The following is a 20,302-nucleotide window of genomic DNA, read 5'->3' as shown; positions in this document are numbered from 1 at the left end:
TTAATGGCTAACCTGAATTTCTGCAAATGACCCATCGGGCATCTCTTCTAATATAACCCCTGATGGCTCTTTCAAGAAGAATAATGCTATGAATCCAACCACTGCGGTTACTGCTATGACTATAAAGAAAGCTTGATAGCTCACCATGCTTAATACGGTCAAATAAACGACTGAGCCTGTATTACCGTAAGCGCCTGCCATCCCTGCAAACTGACCTGTCATGCTGCGCTTGATTAAAGGAATTACTGCAAACACAGCGCCTTCACCTGCCTGAACAAAGAATGAACAGAACATAGTAATGATTAACGCCATGGCAATAGGCCAACCTGAATTAACCATACCCATTAAGAAATAACCAACGGCAAGTCCAGCAGTAAGTATAAGTAATGTACTTTTACGACCAAATCGATCACTCAACCACCCGCCACCAGGACGAGACATTAAGTTCATAAACGCATATGAAGACGCGAGTAAACCTGCAGCAACAATAGATAAGTCGAACGTTTCTTGATAGAACAATGGCAACATTGATACAACAGCTAGCTCTGAGCCAAAAGTTGCAAAATAAAGAATATTTAACACACCTACTTGCTTAAAGTCATAACGCTGTGCCTCTGGTACTTCTGTATGAAATACCTCTTTATTATGACGGTAACTGGTAATGAACTCATAAACATACAGTATGGCTAATAGAATATAGATAATGTTGACTGTGGATTGACTTAACAAACTTACACCAGTAGGTGATAATTTCCATGCCAAAATTGCCAACGCAAGATACATCGGTATCTTAAATACCATCATTAGCCAAAAGTCACCTTTTGAAGTCACCGTCATGGCGCCGTTCTTCTTGGGTTTGAAATACGTTGCACCTTTAGGGGTGTCACGAACTTTGGTATAGAAAATAATACTAAAAATTGCCATAACAACGCCAGATGTTGCACAAGCATAACGCCAGCCTTCATCACCGCCGAACCATGCTGCAAAACCAATAGCAAGCGTCGGTAATAGCATCGCAGCAGCCGCAGAACCAAAATTACCCCAGCCACCATATATGCCTTCTGCGGTACCTAATTCGTTCGATGGGAACCAATCACTCATTAAGCGAATACCCACGACAAAACCTGCACCAATAAAGCCCATTAAAAAGCGCGATAATGCAAGTGTTTCATAGGTTTGTGCAAATGCGAATGTAAAACAGGGTATGGCACCTAGCGCTAAAATACAAGTATAGACAATACGAGGTCCGAATCTATCGGTTAGCATACCTATAATGACTCGGGCTGGAATCGTTAAAGCGACGTTTAAAATTAATAGGGTTTTAACTTGAGGTTTTGTGAGGTTTAAAGTTTCCCCAATGGCAGATAAGAAGGGGGCATGGTTGAACCAGACAAAGAAGGTTAAAAAGAACGCCATCCATCCTAAATGAAGAATTTTGTTTTTACCTGTAAAAGATAAGACATTTAACTTATCCTTGCTGGGTGGTACTGGGGTTGCAGAAGACATAAACCTGTTCCTTAAGATATTCAAAAGATATAAACTAACAATTTGATACAGGTTAGTTCTTGCAATCCCTATGCCATATAAATTAAATCCTTTAAAAACTTACTAATTTTAAATAAATATTTAAGTTTTTATTTAAATACAAATTTTATATAGCCACTTTCATTCTTCAGATCAAAACCTTTTAATGCCTATTAATTCATTACTATGAGTTAATTTATTGTACCGACTTATATTTACAATCATATATTAAAACTATTTGTTTAACTGGCATGATTATTGAATGTATATATATAGGCAATAGATATTGACTAATTTAGATGTTGTAATACTGTTTTACAAATACCGTCTTTAAATTTGATCAGTCGATTTCAACCACCCTATTTCATTAATAATGCGAGTAAGTTAAATATGAGTAAGATTCAAGGTTCAGACAAAAACAATTTAGTGGTCATCGGTAATGGCATGGTTGGTCACCACTTTATAGAAAAAGCGATAGAACTTGGTTTAAACAAACTCTATGACATTCATGTATTCGCAGAAGAAGATCGTCCCGCTTATGATCGAGTATATCTTTCAAGTTATTTTGAACATAAAGATGCCAGCAAACTTAACCTTGTCGATTTAGAAGCCTACAAAAATGGCGACATTAAGCTGCATTTAAACCAACGTATTATTGATATAGATAGTGAAAAACGGTTTATAGCAACAGAGTTCGGCGAAAAAATAGACTATGACAAATTAGTGTTAGCGACAGGCTCTTATCCTTTTGTACCACCTATTGAAGGGGGGGATCATTCTCATTGTCAGGTATACCGTACTATCGCAGATTTGGACAAAATCCTAGAGATTGCTGATAAGCCTAAAGTTAAAAAAGGTGTTGTGGTTGGAGGTGGTCTGCTAGGGCTTGAAGCTGCAAAAGCTTTAGTGACGCTAGGTCTTGACACGTATGTTGTTGAATTTGCGCCACAACTTATGGGCGTCCAGCTAGACCCAGCGGGCGGAGATATCCTAAGAAAGAAAATTGAAGCTTTAGGAGTAACCGTATTAACAGGTAAAAATACAAAAGAAATAATTGCAAACAATTCTATTTCTTTAAATCATGACATTCATCAAAAACATACTGACAACTTACGCTTAGAAAAAAACAGCGTTCTCACTATGCAGTTTACTGACGATACCGAGCTTGACACCGATTTAATTGTATTTAGCGCTGGTATCAGACCTCAAGACGGCATTATCAAAAATAATGAAAATACTGGCATTGAACTTGGTGGCCGCGGCGGTATATTAATTGATAACAGTTGTAAGACCAATGCAAGTGACGTCTATGCTATAGGGGAATGTGCAGTCTGGGACAATAAGGTTTTCGGTTTAGTCGCACCAGGCTATACGATGGCGAGTATTTGCGCCGCTCAAATCGCTGGTGATACCGAAAAAACCTTCATAGGTGCTGATATGAGTACCAAACTTAAGCTTATGGGTGTTGATGTGGGTAGTATTGGTGATGCGCATGGTAAAACTGAAGGCAGTTTGAGCTATGTTTATCAAAACCCTAATGAGGGTATCTACAAAAAGCTTGTAACCAGTCAAGACAATAAGAAGCTTCTAGGTGCGGTTATGGTAGGCGATACCGAGGACTATAACAACCTATTACAATTGTTTTTGAATAATATGGATTTACCTGATCATCCTGAAAGTTTGATCCTTCCTCATGTTGAAAAACCTACGATGGGTGTTGATAACCTGCCAGATACAGCAGCTATTTGTTCATGCTTTAATGTCAGCAAAGGCGACATATGCGGGGCGGTAGAAGACGGTGCTTATTCACTTGCAGAAGTAAAAAGCTGTACCAAAGCTGGTACAGGCTGTGGTGGTTGTGCTCCCATGGTTAAAGATGTATTGGCTTATAAATTAACTGACATGGGTTTTGAAGTTAATAACGATTTATGTGAACACTTTGCTCATTCTCGTCAAGAGCTATATAGCTTAGTGCGTGTACACGGTATTAAGACATTTGATGAATTATTAACACAACATGGTACAGGGCGTGGCTGTGAAATTTGTAAACCTGCGGTAGCGTCTATTTTATCCTCTTGCTGGAACGATTATGTCTTAGATACTAAACTTGCGCCTCTTCAAGAGACCAACGACTACTATCTAGGCAATATTCAAAAAGATGGAACCTACTCCGTTGTTCCAAGAATTGCAGGTGGTGAGATTACAGCGGACAAGCTTATTGTATTGGGTGAAGTTGCAAAAGATTTTAACTTATATACCAAGATTACTGGTGGTCAGCGTGTTGATTTATTTGGCGCTCGACTTGAGCAGCTACCTGATATCTGGCAACGATTAATCGAAGCTGGATTCGAAACTGGACACGCTTATGGTAAGTCTTTACGAACGGTTAAATCCTGCGTGGGTAATAGCTGGTGCCGTTACGGTGTTGATGACAGCGTAGGCTTAGCATTAACGCTTGAAAATCGTTATAAAGGCGTTCGTGCACCTCACAAAATTAAAATGGGTGTGTCTGGATGTACCCGCGAATGTGCTGAAGCGCAGTCAAAAGATTTTGGAATAATAGCGACAGAAAATGGATGGAACCTATACGTTTGTGGTAACGGCGGTATGGTGCCGCGTCATGGTGAGTTATTTGCTACCGATTTAGATACGGAAACGTTGATTAAATACATCGATCGCATCACTATGTTTTATATCAAAACTGCTGATAAGCTACAGCGTACTTCCAAGTGGCGAGAAAGCCTTGAGGGTGGACTGGACTATCTAAAAGACGTCATCATCGAAGACAGCTTAGGTATCGCAGACGAGCTTGAAACTCAAATGCAGCTGCTAGTAGACAATTATGTTTGCGAGTGGAAAGAAACCATTACCAATAAAGAGAAACTTAAGCGTTTCCGTCATTTTGTTAATAGTGAACTAGGTGATGATAATGTCGTTTTTGTGACTGAACGAGAACAAATTCGCCCAGCAACTGATGTCGAGAAAGAAGCTTTAGAGGCTGTTATAGCTTAAGTGGTTATTCAATGCAGTTGAAATTTACAGATCAAAAAATTGATTAAGGAAAATATTATGACGACTCAATATATATGCCAACTTGAAGACATTATACCCGAGGGCGGAGTTTGCGCTTTAGTTGATGGCAAACAGGTAGCCATATTTCGCACCCGTTTTGACGAAGTTTTCGCCATAGATAACTTTGATCCCTTTAGCAAAGCAAATGTACTATCGCGCGGTTTGTTGGGTAGTACAGTGGTCAAGGTTCAACGAGATGAAGAGTTAGTAAATGAAGAAATCATCTATATAGCATCGCCTATTTACAAACAGCGCTTTAATTTGGCTACTGGAGCTTGCTTAGATGATGATAGCGTCAAACTTGACTGCTATCCTTTGAAGCTTGTTGATGGTGAGATTTTATTATGTTTGGATCAACTAGTCGCTGCTTAGCCCCTTAAACTCAGGTTACTACTGAATATATATGCGGTTAATGTTTAATAGACCTAATATTCAATGAAAGGTGAGTTTAGCTCGCCTTTTATCGTTTTTATACTATATCACTAGTGATTATAAACCTATTAAATATTGATTTTAAACACTTTTTTTATCTTAAATAGCTAATATTTTAAATGTTGGAATGTAGCAATGCTAACAAAAATATATTTTAATCTCTAAACTAGTTTTGAGTCAAAAGCCCTTAATATCTTAATGACTCTTTAAATGTATCTAAATGTAAATATACCCCCTGTTAATGATATTACGTCTTTATTGTTTTTTTAAAAAAGTTATAATGTATTTATATAGGTTCATATTTCCTTAAGTATTAGTTAACGTCATATTTATTTATATTGAATAAAATATTTTTCTTTTAATATCAATAGCTTAACCTAAATTTAATAATCTATCGCTTGATTTAAAGACAAGTCAATAAAAATTTAAAGTGATAGGATATCGCTAATTTTTCATATCTGGGACACTCTGATGAAGTTATTTAAAAAGTCATTACTTATCTTATCTATTGCAATTTCAACTGGCTTAAATGCTGAAACACGTCAAGTAGGTGAGATTACTTGGGATACTTCAAGGGAAACAAACTTTGCGGATAAAAATGTACCAGATAACATGAGTCATCTGGTTTTTTTCCGCTTACAAGATAATTTATCACCTGAAACTAACGCCAATTTAGCAGTTGATTCTGATTATCATGTTAGTTTGGGTTCTGGGCATGTCACTAACCTCCTAGTTTGTACGGGTGAACATACGATTAGCACGCAAGTGACTGGCAACAAATCTAATGACTTGTCTTATAATCCTATGCTTGTTAATACTGAAGGCGAATTGAGTTATTTATACCAGGTAAGTGTTAGTGATCAGAATGAGACTGTCGTCTCACCTATTTCTCCAACGGCTAATATTAATGACCAGAATGTTGTAGATTTCATTAATACACTACCCACTCAAAACCATCAAGTTAGTCGTGTTCAGGTTAATTGTCCGCCTGCTACTAAGGTTGTTGAGGTAGTTCCAGAAGTTGAACTATTTGTTCCTTACAGATTAGACGTTTTATTTGAATTTGATAAAGCTGTTATTCAGCCTGTATACAATGCAAGAATTGAGAAACTTTCAGAATATTTGCGCGAATATCCAGATACCATTGCTAGTATTGAAGGTCATACAGACAGTACGGGTACTGAAGATTATAATCAGGGTTTATCAGAGCGTCGTGCAGCTGCTGTGAGAGATGAGCTGGTCAAAAACTACGGTGTTAGTCCCGATCGTCTTACCAGCATCGGTTATGGTGAAAGTAAACCTGTGGCTTCTAATAGTACTAGAGAGGGTCGCCAGACAAATAGACGTGTAGTCGCTATCGTCTCGCCAAAATAATATAAATATCTAAACTATAAATTATTACAACCAATTAAAGTTACATCGTCTTAGGTCTAAAGGAATACTTTTATGAAAACCATCATTGTTAATGTAAATGACGCAGCTCAAATAGTCGCCCAACATAAAATCATCACTCAAAATGGAAAACCTACTGTTGTTAAAGCAGCTAAAAACGTCAATTATGAGCTAACTGTTGAGGAAACAGGTTTCGCACCTCATCATATAGTGACTAAGCGTCAAGGCAATGATTTATTAGTAGCCTTTGATAAAGACAACAAAGAAGCCGATTTAGTTATCGAAGGCTTTTACAACGACGATAACAGTGCTTTAATTGGTAAGCATGAAAGTGGTTCTTATTACTACTATATCCCTGACACAACATTAGCTGAAGATTATGTTACTAATTTAACCGATGGAGAATTAGAGGGTCAAGCCTTAGGAGGCAGCCCCCAACCTACGCCATGGTGGATTGGTGTTGATCAAGAAGGCGTTGGTATTTGGCCATGGCTTGCAGGTCTAGCGGGTATTGGCTTGATAGCTGCTGCGCTTGATGATGACGATGATGATACACCTGCGCCTGCACCTGCGCCAGTAGCAAACGTTTTAGTGGACACACTAGAGAACATAGAACCTAGCGAACAAGATCCGGATGGTAGCACCCTCATAACCGGAACCGCACAGCCTAATACCAACATCGTCATAGTAGAACTTGACAGCGCTGGCAACCCCGTACTTAATGAAAACGGAGAGCCAAACATCGTTGGAACAGGAACCACCGATAGCAATGGCAACTTTACCGCAGAATCAGACAAACCACTAGAAGACGGCGTTCAATATGACGTCATCGCCCAAGATGACAGCGGTAATCAAATTGGAGAAGAAGCGACCGTAACCGGTGACTTAACTGACCCAATCACCCCAGACCTTATCGCCCTTGAAGACGGCTCAGTAACCGCAGAACCGGTAGATGAAAACGCCGTAGAGATGACCGTAGACTACACAGACGAAAATGATCAGCCGCAGCAAGTTGTGGTAGAAAAAGGAGACGATGGACAATGGGGCGCAGCAGAGGGCACCACATTACCAGAAGGCGTGACCGTAGACCCAGCAACCGGTAAAGTCACATTATCGCCTGATTCAGTCAAAGACGGCTCAGTAGTAGAAGCCACAAACGAAGACAACTTTGGCAAAGACTCCTCAGCACAAACCAATGCAGGTAATGATCTTGAATCTCCAATTGCTCCAAGCTCACCTAACCTTGATGCTAAGCCTGACGGCTCTGTCGAGATGACCCCATCTGATGAAGCAACTGATGCAAAAGTCGACTTCACAGATGAAGAAGGTAACGAGCAAAGCGTAGAGATCGAAAAAGACCCAGAAACAGGCGAATGGCAGCCAGTAGATCCTGATACCGTACCACCAGGTGTCACCGTAGATCCTGAAAATGGTACTGTCACATTACCCCCTGACGCCGTAGAAGATGGCTCAAATGTTCAAGCTGAAAACAGCAATGAAGGCGGAACATCAAGCTCAGAAACTACTGCCGGTAACGACATAGAAGATACAACAGCACCAGATGCACCTAACTTAATAGCTAAGCCTGATGGCTCTGTCGAGATGACCCCATCTGATGAAGCAACTGATGCAAAAGTTGACTTCACAGATGAAGAAGGTAACGCGCAAACCGTAGAGATCGAAAAAGACCCAGAAACAGGCGAATGGGGTCCGACTGAAGGTACTGAATTGCCACCAGGTGTCACCGTAGACCCTGATACAGGTACAGTAGTCATACCACCAGAAGGTGTTGAAGATGGTTCAACAGTTACAGGTGAAAACAGTAACGACAATGGATCTTCAAGCTCAGAAGTAACAGCAGGTGATAATGACCCCAATACTGATGATATCGGTCCAAACGCCCCAGATTTAGTAGCAAATCCAGATGGTTCAATAGATATGACACCATCTGACGACGCAACAGATGCAACCGTTGATTTTACTGATGAAGACAATCAACCTCAAAAAGTTGAAATACAAAAGGATCCACAAACAGGTGAATGGGTACCCGCTGAAGGTACTGAATTACCACCAGGAGTCACATTAAATCCAGAGACTGGGAATGTCACCATAGCGCCTGACGGCGTACTTGATGGTTCACCTGTTGAAGCTGAAAACAGTAACGACAAAGGGTCTGCTGGTGCTGATACCACTGCAGGTAATGACATAGTAGACACTACTGCGCCAGACGCACCCACCCTTGATGCTAAGCCTGACGGCTCTGTCGAGATGACCCCATCTGAGGATGCCGACAAAGGTAAAGTCGACTTCACAGATGAAGAAGGTAACGAGCAAAGCATAGAGATCGAAAAAGATCCAGAAACAGGTGAATGGGCACCAACTGAAGGTACTGAATTGCCACCAGGTGTCACTGTAGATCCTGAAAATGGTACTGTCACATTACCCCCTGACGCCGTAGAAGATGGCTCAAATGTTCAAGCTGAAAACAGCAATGAAGGCGGAACATCAAGCTCAGAAACTACTGCAGGTAACGACATAGAAGACTTAACCCCACCCCCTGCGCCCACCATCATACCAGAAGCTGATGGATCAATGACCGTTAAACCTGCCGAAGAAGATGCGGTAGAACTAACCATTGATTACACAGACGAAAACGATCAAGAACAGAAAATTGAGATCGAAAAAGCAGAAGATGGCAGCTGGGCACCCAAACCAGGCACAACACTACCTGAAGGTATCACAGTAGACCCTGAAACTGGTGAAGTCGACATGCATTACGATGCTGTCAAAGACTTCTCAGAAGTTATCGCCTCAAACAGTGACGAAAATGGCAACACCTCAAGCTCACAAGCAACCAGCTCACGTGACCCATTAAATGGCCCCTACGTAGAAATTACCACAGGTGACAACGAATACATCAATCCTGAAGACCTAGATGAAGCAGGACAAGTCCCAGTAGAGATCACCTTCCCAGAAGATAGTGGATATCTACCAGGTGACAAACTACAAGTAACCGGACCTGATGGAGAAACAACAGAAGTAGAACTCACAGAAGATAACATAGAAGATGGTATCACCGTAGCGGTCACCCCAGTAGAAAATGGAGACACCACCGTCAGTGCCATCGTTAAAAACCCTGAAGACGAAGAGATTGGCTCAGGAAGTGACACCGCCCCCACTGACCTTGGCGTACCAGGCGACGTTGATGGCGATGGCACCCCAGATGACAACGACAACGATGACACCACCGACAAAGGTGCCCCAATCATCAGCTTCCCAGAAGACAGCAATGAAGATGGCACCCTAAACACCACAGAGAACAGTGCAAACCCAGACAGTACGCCAGTGCGCGTAAGCCTACCTGCGAACACACAAGACGCAGACACCGTCGTCCTAACCATCAATGGTGAAGAACAAGAGATCACAGTCACCCAAGAAGCGCTAACTAACGGCTACGTAGAAGTGGACGCCCCCATCACAGACACCACCACCGCCATAGAAGCACAGGCGTATGTCAAAGATCCAGCGGGCAACCAATCTAATACCGCAAGTGAGACCCTAGGTATCAGCCTAACCAATCCAGACGCACCGAGTGTGGTCATCACCGATGATAGCAACAACGATGGCTACCTAAGCGCCGAAGAGCTTAACGGACAAACCCAAGTAGAGGTTAGCGTCAGCGTACCAGACAGTGCTCAAATCGGGGACACCCTTGTGGTGACTGACCAAGCCGGAAACGAGCTTGGCACATTTACCGTAGGTGATGACATCACCAGAGGTGGCAGCGTAACCGTCAGCGCAGAGGTACCAGAAGAAGGCGAAACCCTAGAAGTCACCGCCGAACTAAGCGACGCCGCTGGCAACACCTCCGAAGGCTCAGACAGCGCCGTAGTAGACACCACTGCCCCTACAAGCGCACCGACCGTAACCATCACAGACGATGTTGACGACGATGGCTACCTAGACGCAGAAGAAGTTGGCGATAAAACCGAAGTAAGCGTAACCGTTGACATACCTACGGACGCCGAAGCCGGAGACATATTGACCGTCACCGACAATGCGGGTAACGAGCTTGGCAGCTACGAGATTGGTGTAGACGCCAGTGCCGGTGACACCATCACCGTCACTGCGCCTATTCCAGCAGATGGCGAGACCCTAGAAGTCACAGGGACACTGACAGACCCAGCAGGTAACAGCGTATCTGACACAGATAGTGCTGAAATAGACACCGTCGTACCAGGTGACACAGATGGCAACGGCACCCCAGATGACAACGACAACGATGACACCACTGACAAAGGTGCCCCGATCATCACCTTCCCAGAAGATGTCAATGAAGATGGCATCTTAAACGTTGAAGAAAACGGCGCCACCAAAGACACCACACCGGTGCAAATCAGCACCCCCACTGGCACCGAACCAGGTGACACCGTCGTCGTGACCATCAATGGTGAAGAACAAGAAGTGCCTATTACCGAAGCGGACATTGCCAACGGTTATGTAAGCGTTGATGCGCCCATACAGCCAGACGCTGACAACAACGTAGAAGACATACAAGTTGACGCGTATGTCAAAGACCCAGCAGGCAACCAATCAAACACCGCCTCAGAAAGTCTTGGTGTTGACATTGGCGTACCAGGCGACGTTGATGGCGATGGCACCCCAGATGACAACGACAACGATGCCACCACCGACAAAGGTGCCCCAATCATCAGCTTCCCAGAAGACAGCAATGAAGATGGCACCCTAAACACCACAGAGAACAGTGCAAACCCAGACAGTACGCCAGTGCGCGTAAGCCTACCTGCGAATACAGAAGACGCAGACACCGTCGTCCTAACCATCAATGGTGAAGAACAAGAGATCACAGTCACCCAAGAAGCGCTAACTAACGGCTACGTAGAAGTGGACGCGTTGATCACAGACACCACCACCGCCATAGAAGCACAGGCATATGTCAAAGATCCAGCGGGCAACCAATCTAATACCGCAAATGACACCCTAGGTATCAGCCTAACCAATCCAGACGCACCGAGTGTGGTCATCACCGATGATAGCAACAACGATGGCTACCTAAGCGCCGAAGAGCTTAACGGACAAACCCAAGTAGAGGTTAGCGTCAGCGTACCAGACAGTGCTCAAATCGGAGACACCCTTGTGGTGACTGACCAAGCCGGAAACGAGCTTGGCACATTTACCGTAGGTGATGACATCACCAGAGGTGGCAGCGTAACCGTCAGCGCAGAAGTACCAGAAGAAGGCGAAACCCTAGAAGTCACCGCCGAACTAAGCGACGCCGCTGGCAACACCTCCGAAGGCTCAGACAGCGCCGTAGTAGACACCACTGCCCCTACAAGCGCACCGACCGTAACCATCACAGACGATGTTGACGACGATGGCTACCTAGACGCAGAAGAAGTTGGCGATAAAACCGAAGTAAGCGTAACCGTTGACATACCTACGGACGCCGAAGCCGGAGACATATTGACCGTCACCGACAATGCGGGTAACGAGCTTGGCAGCTACGAGATTGGTGTAGACGCCAGTGCCGGTGACACCATCACCGTCACTGCGCCTATTCCAGCAGATGGCGAGACCCTAGAAGTCACAGGGACACTGACAGACCCAGCAGGTAACAGCGTATCTGACACAGATAGTGCTGAAATAGACACCGTCGTACCAGGTGACACAGATGGCAACGGCACCCCAGATGACAACGACAACGATGACACCACTGACAAAGGTGCCCCGATCATCACCTTCCCAGAAGATGTCAATGAAGATGGCATCTTAAACGTTGAAGAAAACGGCGCCACCAAAGACACCACACCGGTGCAAATCAGCACCCCCACTGGCACCGAACCAGGTGACACCGTCGTCGTGACCATCAATGGTGAAGAACAAGAAGTGCCTATTACCGAAGCGGACATTGCCAACGGTTATGTAAGCGTTGATGCGCCCATACAGCCAGACGCTGACAACAACGTAGAAGACATACAAGTTGACGCGTATGTCAAAGACCCAGCAGGCAACCAATCAAACACCGCCTCAGAAAGTCTTGGTGTTGACATTGGCGTACCAGGCGACGTTGATGGCGATGGCACCCCAGATGACAACGACAACGATGCCACCACCGACAAAGGTGCCCCAATCATCAGCTTCCCAGAAGACAGCAATGAAGATGGCACCCTAAACACCACAGAGAACAGTGCAAACCCAGACAGTACGCCAGTGCGCGTAAGCCTACCTGCGAATACAGAAGACGCAGACACCGTCGTCCTAACCATCAATGGTGAAGAACAAGAGATCACAGTCACCCAAGAAGCGCTAACTAACGGCTACGTAGAAGTGGACGCGTTGATCACAGACACCACCACCGCCATAGAAGCACAGGCATATGTCAAAGATCCAGCGGGCAACCAATCTAATACCGCAAATGACACCCTAGGTATCAGCCTAACCAATCCAGACGCACCGAGTGTGGTCATCACCGATGATAGCAACAACGATGGCTACCTAAGCGCCGAAGAGCTTAACGGACAAACCCAAGTAGAGGTTAGCGTCAGCGTACCAGACAGTGCTCAAATCGGGGACACCCTTGTGGTGACTGACCAAGCCGGAAACGAGCTTGGCACATTTACCGTAGGTGATGACATCACCAGAGGTGGCAGCGTAACCGTCAGCGCAGAGGTACCAGAAGAAGGCGAAACCCTAGAAGTCACCGCCGAACTAAGCGACGCCGCTGGCAACACCACCGAAGGCTCAGACAGCGCCGTAGTAGACACCACTGCCCCTACAAGCGCACCGACCGTAACCATCACAGACGATGTTGACGACGATGGCTACCTAGACGCAGAAGAAGTTGGCGATAAAACCGAAGTAAGCGTAACCGTTGACATACCTACGGACGCCGAAGCCGGAGACATATTGACCGTCACCGACAATGCGGGTAACGAGCTTGGCAGCTACGAGATTGGTGTAGACGCCAGTGCCGGTGACACCATCACCGTCACTGCGCCTATTCCAGCAGATGGCGAGACCCTAGAAGTCACAGGGACACTGACAGACCCAGCAGGTAACAGCGTATCTGACACAGATAGTGCTGAAATAGACACCGTCGTACCAGGTGACACAGATGGCAACGGCACCCCAGATGACAACGACAACGATGACACCACTGACAAAGGTGCCCCGATCATCACCTTCCCAGAAGATGTCAATGAAGATGGCATCTTAAACGTTGAAGAAAACGGCGCCACCAAAGACACCACACCGGTGCAAATCAGCACCCCCACTGGCACCGAACCAGGTGACACCGTCGTCGTGACCATCAATGGTGAAGAACAAGAAGTGCCTATTACCGAAGCGGACATTGCCAACGGTTATGTAAGCGTTGATGCGCCCATACAGCCAGACGCTGACAACAACGTAGAAGACATACAAGTTGACGCGTATGTCAAAGACCCAGCAGGCAACCAATCAAACACCGCCTCAGAAAGTCTTGGTGTTGACATTGGCGTACCAGGCGACGTTGATGGCGATGGCACCCCAGATGACAACGACAACGATGCCACCACCGACAAAGGTGCCCCAATCATCAGCTTCCCAGAAGACAGCAATGAAGATGGCACCCTAAACACCGCAGAGAACAGTGCAAACCCAGACAGTACGCCAGTGCGCGTAAGCCTACCTGCGAATACAGAAGACGCAGACACCGTCGTCCTAACCATCAATGGTGAAGAACAAGAGATCACAGTCACCCAAGAAGCGCTAACAAACGGCTACGTAGAAGTGGACGCGTTGATCACAGACACCACCACCGCCATAGAAGCACAGGCATATGTCAAAGATCCAGCGGGCAACCAATCTAATACCGCAAATGACACCCTAGGTATCAGCCTAACCAATCCAGACGCACCGAGTGTGGTCATCACCGATGATAGCAACAACGATGGCTACCTAAGCGCCGAAGAGCTTAACGGACAAACCCAAGTAGAAGTTAGCGTCAGCGTACCAGACAGTGCTCAAATCGGAGACACCCTTGTGGTGACTGACCAAGCCGGAAACGAGCTTGGCACATTTACCGTAGGTGATGACATCACCAGAGGTGGCAGCGTAACCGTCAGCGCAGAAGTACCAGAAGAAGGCGAAACCCTAGAAGTCACCGCCGCGCTAAGCGACGCCGCTGGCAACACCACCGAAGGCTCAGACAGCGCCGTAGTAGACACCACTGCCCCTACAAGCGCACCGACCGTAACCATCACAGACGATGTTGACGACGATGGCTACCTAGACGCAGAAGAAGTTGGCGATAAAACCGAAGTAAGCGTAACCGTTGACATACCTACGGACGCCGAAGCCGGAGACATATTGACCGTCACCGACAATGCGGGTAACGAGCTTGGCAGCTACGAGATTGGTGTAGACGCCAGTGCCGGTGACACCATCACCGTCACTGCGCCTATTCCAGCAGATGGCGAGACCCTAGAAGTCACAGGGACACTGACAGACCCAGCAGGTAACAGCGTATCTGACACAGATAGTGCTGAAATAGACACCGTCGTACCAGGTGACACAGATGGCAACGGCACCCCAGATGACAACGACAACGATGACACCACTGACAAAGGTGCCCCGATCATCACCTTCCCAGAAGATGTCAATGAAGATGGCATCTTAAACGTTGAAGAAAACGGCGCCACCAAAGACACCACACCGGTGCAAATCAGCACCCCCACTGGCACCGAACCAGGTGACACCGTCGTCGTGACCATCAATGGTGAAGAACAAGAAGTGCCTATTACCGAAGCGGACATTGCCAACGGTTATGTAAGCGTTGATGCGCCCATACAGCCAGACGCTGACAACAACGTAGAAGACATACAAGTTGACGCGTATGTCAAAGACCCAGCAGGCAACCAATCAAACACCGCCTCAGAAAGTCTTGGTGTTGACATTGGCGTACCAGGCGACGTTGATGGCGATGGCACCCCAGATGACAACGACAACGATGCCACCACCGACAAAGGTGCCCCAATCATCAGCTTCCCAGAAGACAGCAATGAAGATGGCACCCTAAACACCGCAGAGAACAGTGCAAACCCAGACAGTACGCCAGTGCGCGTAAGCCTACCTGCGAATACAGAAGACGCAGACACCGTCGTCCTAACCATCAATGGTGAAGAACAAGAGATCATAGTCACCCAAGAAGCGCTAACAAACGGCTACGTAGAAGTGGACGCGTTGATCACAGACACCACCACCGCCATAGAAGCACAGGCATATGTCAAAGATCCAGCGGGCAACCAATCTAATACCGCAAATGACACCCTAGGTATCAGCCTAACCAATCCAGACGCACCGAGTGTGGTCATCACCGATGATAGCAACAACGATGGCTACCTAAGCGCCGAAGAGCTTAACGGACAAACCCAAGTAGAAGTTAGCGTCAGCGTACCAGACAGTGCTCAAATCGGAGACACCCTTGTGGTGACTGACCAAGCCGGAAACGAGCTTGGCACATTTACCGTAGGTGATGACATCACCAGAGGTGGCAGCGTAACCGTCAGCGCAGAAGTACCAGAAGAAGGCGAAACCCTAGAAGTCACCGCCGAACTAAGCGACGCCGCTGGCAACACCACCGAAGGCTCAGACAGCGCCGTAGTAGACACCACTGCCCCTACAAGCGCACCGACCGTAACCATCACAGACGATGTTGACGACGATGGCTACCTAGACGCAGAAGAAGTTGGCGATAAAACCGAAGTAAGCGTAACCGTTGACATACCTACGGACGCCGAAGCCGGAGACATATTGACCGTCACCGACAATGCGGGTAACGAGCTTGGCAGCTACGAGATTGGTGTAGACGCCAGTGCCGGTGACACCATCACCGTCACTGCGCCTATTCCAGCAGATGGCGAGACCCTAGAAGTCACAGGGACACTGACAGACCCAGCAGGTAATGCAGGTCCATCAGGTTCAGATAGTGCAGTTATTGATACTCAGGCGCCAACAGACAGCGAAACCACATTAGTTATAGATGACATCACAGATGACAACATCATCAACGCCGAAGAATCAGGACAAACGATCCCAGTCACCGGTACCGTAACAGGTGAATACCAAGAAGGTGACACCGTTACGCTCACCATTAACGGTACTGACTTCACAGGCAACGTTGCCGCTGATGGAAGCTATAGCATTGACGTACCAGGCAGCGATCTTGCCGCTGACTCAGACAGCACCATTGATGGCAGCGTAACCGCCACCGATGCCGCTGGTAACCAAGGCATTATCGACGCCACTAAAGCTTATGAAGTAGACACCACCATCAACCCACCGACCTTAGTTGAGATTGGTAACGGTGATGACTTCATTACAAGCGACGAGATTGACGCTGACGGCAACGTTGAAGTTACCGTAGGCTTACCTGATGACGCGATAGCAGGTGACACCGTCACAGTTAATGGCGTAGAGCAAGTACTAACAGACGACGACATCACCAATGGTGAAGCCATCGTTCCAGTACCTGCCCCAGCAGAAGGTGACACCCTAGATGCCCAAGCGACCATCACCGACCAAGCGGGTAACACCAGTGATCCGGCAACTGACAGCGCCACTGTAGACACCACAGCGCCAACAGACAGCGAAACCACATTAGTTATAGATGACATCACAGATGACAACATCATCAACGCCGAAGAATCAGGACAAACGATCCCAGTCACCGGTACCGTAGCAGGTGAATACCAAGAAGGTGACACCGTTACGCTCACCATTAACGGTACTGACTTCACAGGCAACGTTGCCACTGATGGCAGCTATAGCATTGACGTACCAGGCAGCGATCTTGCCGCTGACTCAGACAGCACCATTGATGGCAGCGTAACCGCCACCGATGCCGCTGGTAACCAAGGCATTATCGACGCCACTAAAGCTTATGAAGTAGACACCACCATCAACCCACCGACCTTAGTTGAGATTGGTAACGGTGATGACTTCATTACAAGTGACGAGATTGACGCTGACGGCAACGTTGAAGTTACCGTAGGCTTACCTGATGACGCGATAGCAGGTGACACCGTCACAGTTAATGGCGTAGAGCAAGTACTAACAGACGACGACATCACCAATGGTGAAGCCATCGTTCCAGTACCTGCCCCAGCAGAAGGTGACACCCTAGATGCCCAAGCGACCATCACCGACCAAGCGGGTAACACCAGTGATCCGGCAACTGACAGCGCCACTGTAGACACCACAGCGCCAACAGACAGCGAAACCACATTAGTTATAGATGACATCACAGATGACAACATCATCAACGCCGAAGAATCAGGACAAACGATCCCAGTCACCGGTACCGTAACAGGTGAATACCAAGAAGGTGACACCGTTACGCTCACCATTAACGGTACTGACTTCACAGGCAACGTTGCCACTGATGGCAGCTATAGCATTGACGTACCAGGCAGCGATCTTGCCGCTGACTCAGACAGCACCATTGATGGCAGCGTAACCGCCACCGATGCCGCTGGTAACCAAGGCATTATCGACGCCACTAAAGCTTATGAAGTAGACACCACCATCAACCCACCGACCTTAGTCGAGATTGGTAACGGTGATGACTTCATTACAAGTGACGAGATTGACGCTGACGGCAACGTTGAAGTTACCGTAGGCTTACCTGATGACGCGATAGCAGGTGACACCGTCACAGTTAATGGCGTAGAGCAAGTACTAACAGACGACGACATCACCAATGGTGAAGCCATCGTTCCAGTACCTGCCCCAGCAGAAGGTGACACCCTAGATGCCCAAGCGACCATCACCGACCAAGCGGGTAACACCAGTGATCCGGCAACTGACAGCGCCACTGTAGACACCACAGCGCCAACAGACAGCGAAACCACATTAGTTATAGATGACATCACAGATGACAACATCATCAACGCCGAAGAATCAGGACAAACGATCCCAGTCACCGGTACCGTAACAGGTGAATACCAAGAAGGTGACACCGTTACGCTCACCATTAACGGTACTGACTTCACAGGCAACGTTGCCGCTGATGGCAGCTATAGCATTGACGTACCAGGCAGCGATCTTGCCGCTGACTCAGACAGCACCATTGATGGCAGCGTAACCGCCACCGATGCCGCTGGTAACCAAGGCATTATCGACGCCACTAAAGCTTATGAAGTTGCTACAGAGTTAAGCTATTCACCCACTGTCACTATAACTGAAGACAATAGCCCTGATGATGGATTTATAAATAATGCAGAGCTTAATGGTCAAACTGAGCTAGACGTTGAAATAGCTGTGCCATCAGATGCGCAAATCGGAGACGTCTTAACGGTTACGGACTATTTAGGTACTAGCTACACTTATGAAGTTGGTGATACCGTTTTACGTGGAGGTACAGTCACCATACAAGTCCCAGTACCCGCCGAAGGTGAGACAGTATCGGTTGAGGCGACACTGACAGACCAAACAGGTAATACATCGACTGGCTCAGACAGTGCTGTGATTGATACCACACCGCCTGAAGAGCCTATGATTAACATAATAGATGACAATAACAATGACGCCTTCTTAAACATTGCAGAACTTGATGGTAAAACTAATATTAGTGTTGAAGTAGAAGTCCCAATAACTGCAGAAGCAGGAGATGAATTAGTTATCACTGATAATTCTAATAATGAGCTTGGTAGATATACCGTAGGTACCGATATACAACCTGGAGGCAAGGTTACTGTACAGACAGACATACCAGCAGATGGTGAAACATTAGAAGTATCAGCAACATTGACAGACCCTGCAGGTAATTCAACCTTAGTATCAGACAATGCAATAGTTGACTTAACAGCACCAGACCCTGTCATACTTCCACGCACCAGACCCAATATTATCTTTGATGAAGATGGTAACTTTGTACGTGTTGAAAGCCAAGGTGCAGTCCGAGTTGAATCTAGTACTGATCCAGATACAGATTTAATGACCTTTACCTATACGGATGAATCCTATAACCCAGAGACAGGTCTGATTGGTACACCACATGAGGTGACAGTCGCTAGAGGAGACGATGGCAATTGGAACTGGCTTACGTTTGATGGTCAAGACGCTGTTGCTGACCCATCTGTCGTTCAATCTGCAATAGTACTTGATAACACTGATTTGAATGATGATGGGGTAAACGAAGCCGTTGTTGTCATCAATTCAGATAGAGCGCTTGATGGCTCCACGGTTACTGCTACTAATACAGATGAGGCGGGTAATACAGGCGCTACTATTAGTGCACAAAGTGTTGATGACGACCAAACTGGTGTAGAATACAATGTGCCACAAAGCGGTTTCCGAGCTGGTATAAACTTCGCAGACGACGCGTTTCAAGGGGAGATTGAATATGTTGGTTTCTTGGATGAAAACGGGGAATTTACTCAAGTTACTTCTGACGGCAGATTCCTTTTCGATGTAAATCGAGACGCAGATGGTGTTATTGATGGTTACGGATTTGAGGTGTTAGCTGAAGATGCCAATGACGGTGTAGGTACAACTCAGTGGCAATATGAACTCTTGTTCTTTGATGCTAACAAAAACCAAGTCTATGCAGATATTCAAAACTTGACTGAGGTGATTCAGGGTTAATGATTTTAAATATGACATTTAAAGATATCTACTAGAATACTAAATTATTGAAATATATGTGATAATTTACTAATCAATGTCTTTAATGTATAATTTAATTATCCTAAAATCATAAATAATAAATCAAACATTGTTTTACTTATTTTATGGGTAAAACAATGTTTTGTTATATAAGAAATAATGCAAATGTTTATTCTGAATTTACGAAAATTTTAACAATGAAAGGAAATTTAAC

5 protein-coding genes are annotated in these 20,302 nt (G+C 46.0%); 4 read left to right on the top strand and 1 reads right to left on the bottom strand.

The window, feature by feature from the left end; all coding sequences use genetic code 11:
* Positions 1-1,506 (bottom strand): NarK family nitrate/nitrite MFS transporter, encoded by a 1,506-nt coding sequence (locus AC21OH_RS03530; protein WP_487371307.1) that lies wholly within the window; start codon positions 1,504-1,506, stop codon positions 1-3.
* 408 nt (positions 1,507-1,914) lie between these two features.
* Between AC21OH_RS03530 and nirB the strand changes: the two genes are divergently transcribed.
* The 4 genes from nirB to AC21OH_RS03510 all read left to right on the top strand — a co-directional run bounded on the left by nirB (position 1,915) and on the right by AC21OH_RS03510 (position 20,067).
* The gene (nirB, locus tag AC21OH_RS03525) at positions 1,915-4,536 is read left to right on the top strand and encodes a nitrite reductase large subunit NirB (protein WP_487371308.1); all 2,622 of its coding nucleotides are present in this window, start codon (positions 1,915-1,917) and stop codon (positions 4,534-4,536) included.
* A gap of 57 nt (positions 4,537-4,593) precedes the next feature.
* On the top strand, positions 4,594-4,968 hold the full coding sequence (gene nirD, locus AC21OH_RS03520) for a nitrite reductase small subunit NirD (RefSeq protein WP_487371309.1): 375 nt from the start codon (positions 4,594-4,596) through the stop codon (positions 4,966-4,968).
* A 531-nt stretch (positions 4,969-5,499) separates the two neighbouring features.
* Positions 5,500-6,402 (top strand): OmpA family protein, encoded by a 903-nt coding sequence (locus tag AC21OH_RS03515; protein ID WP_487371704.1) that lies wholly within the window; start codon positions 5,500-5,502, stop codon positions 6,400-6,402.
* Between the two features lie 72 nt (positions 6,403-6,474).
* Positions 6,475-20,067 (top strand): Ig-like domain-containing protein, encoded by a 13,593-nt coding sequence (locus AC21OH_RS03510; protein ID WP_491140070.1) that lies wholly within the window; start codon positions 6,475-6,477, stop codon positions 20,065-20,067.
* The last annotated feature ends 235 nt before the right edge of the window (positions 20,068-20,302 follow it).

It is taken from the genome of Psychrobacter sp. CX10 (genome assembly GCF_057621575.2).
Note: the sequence above shows the minus strand (reverse complement) of the source record. Positions and strands in the feature narration are given on the sequence as shown.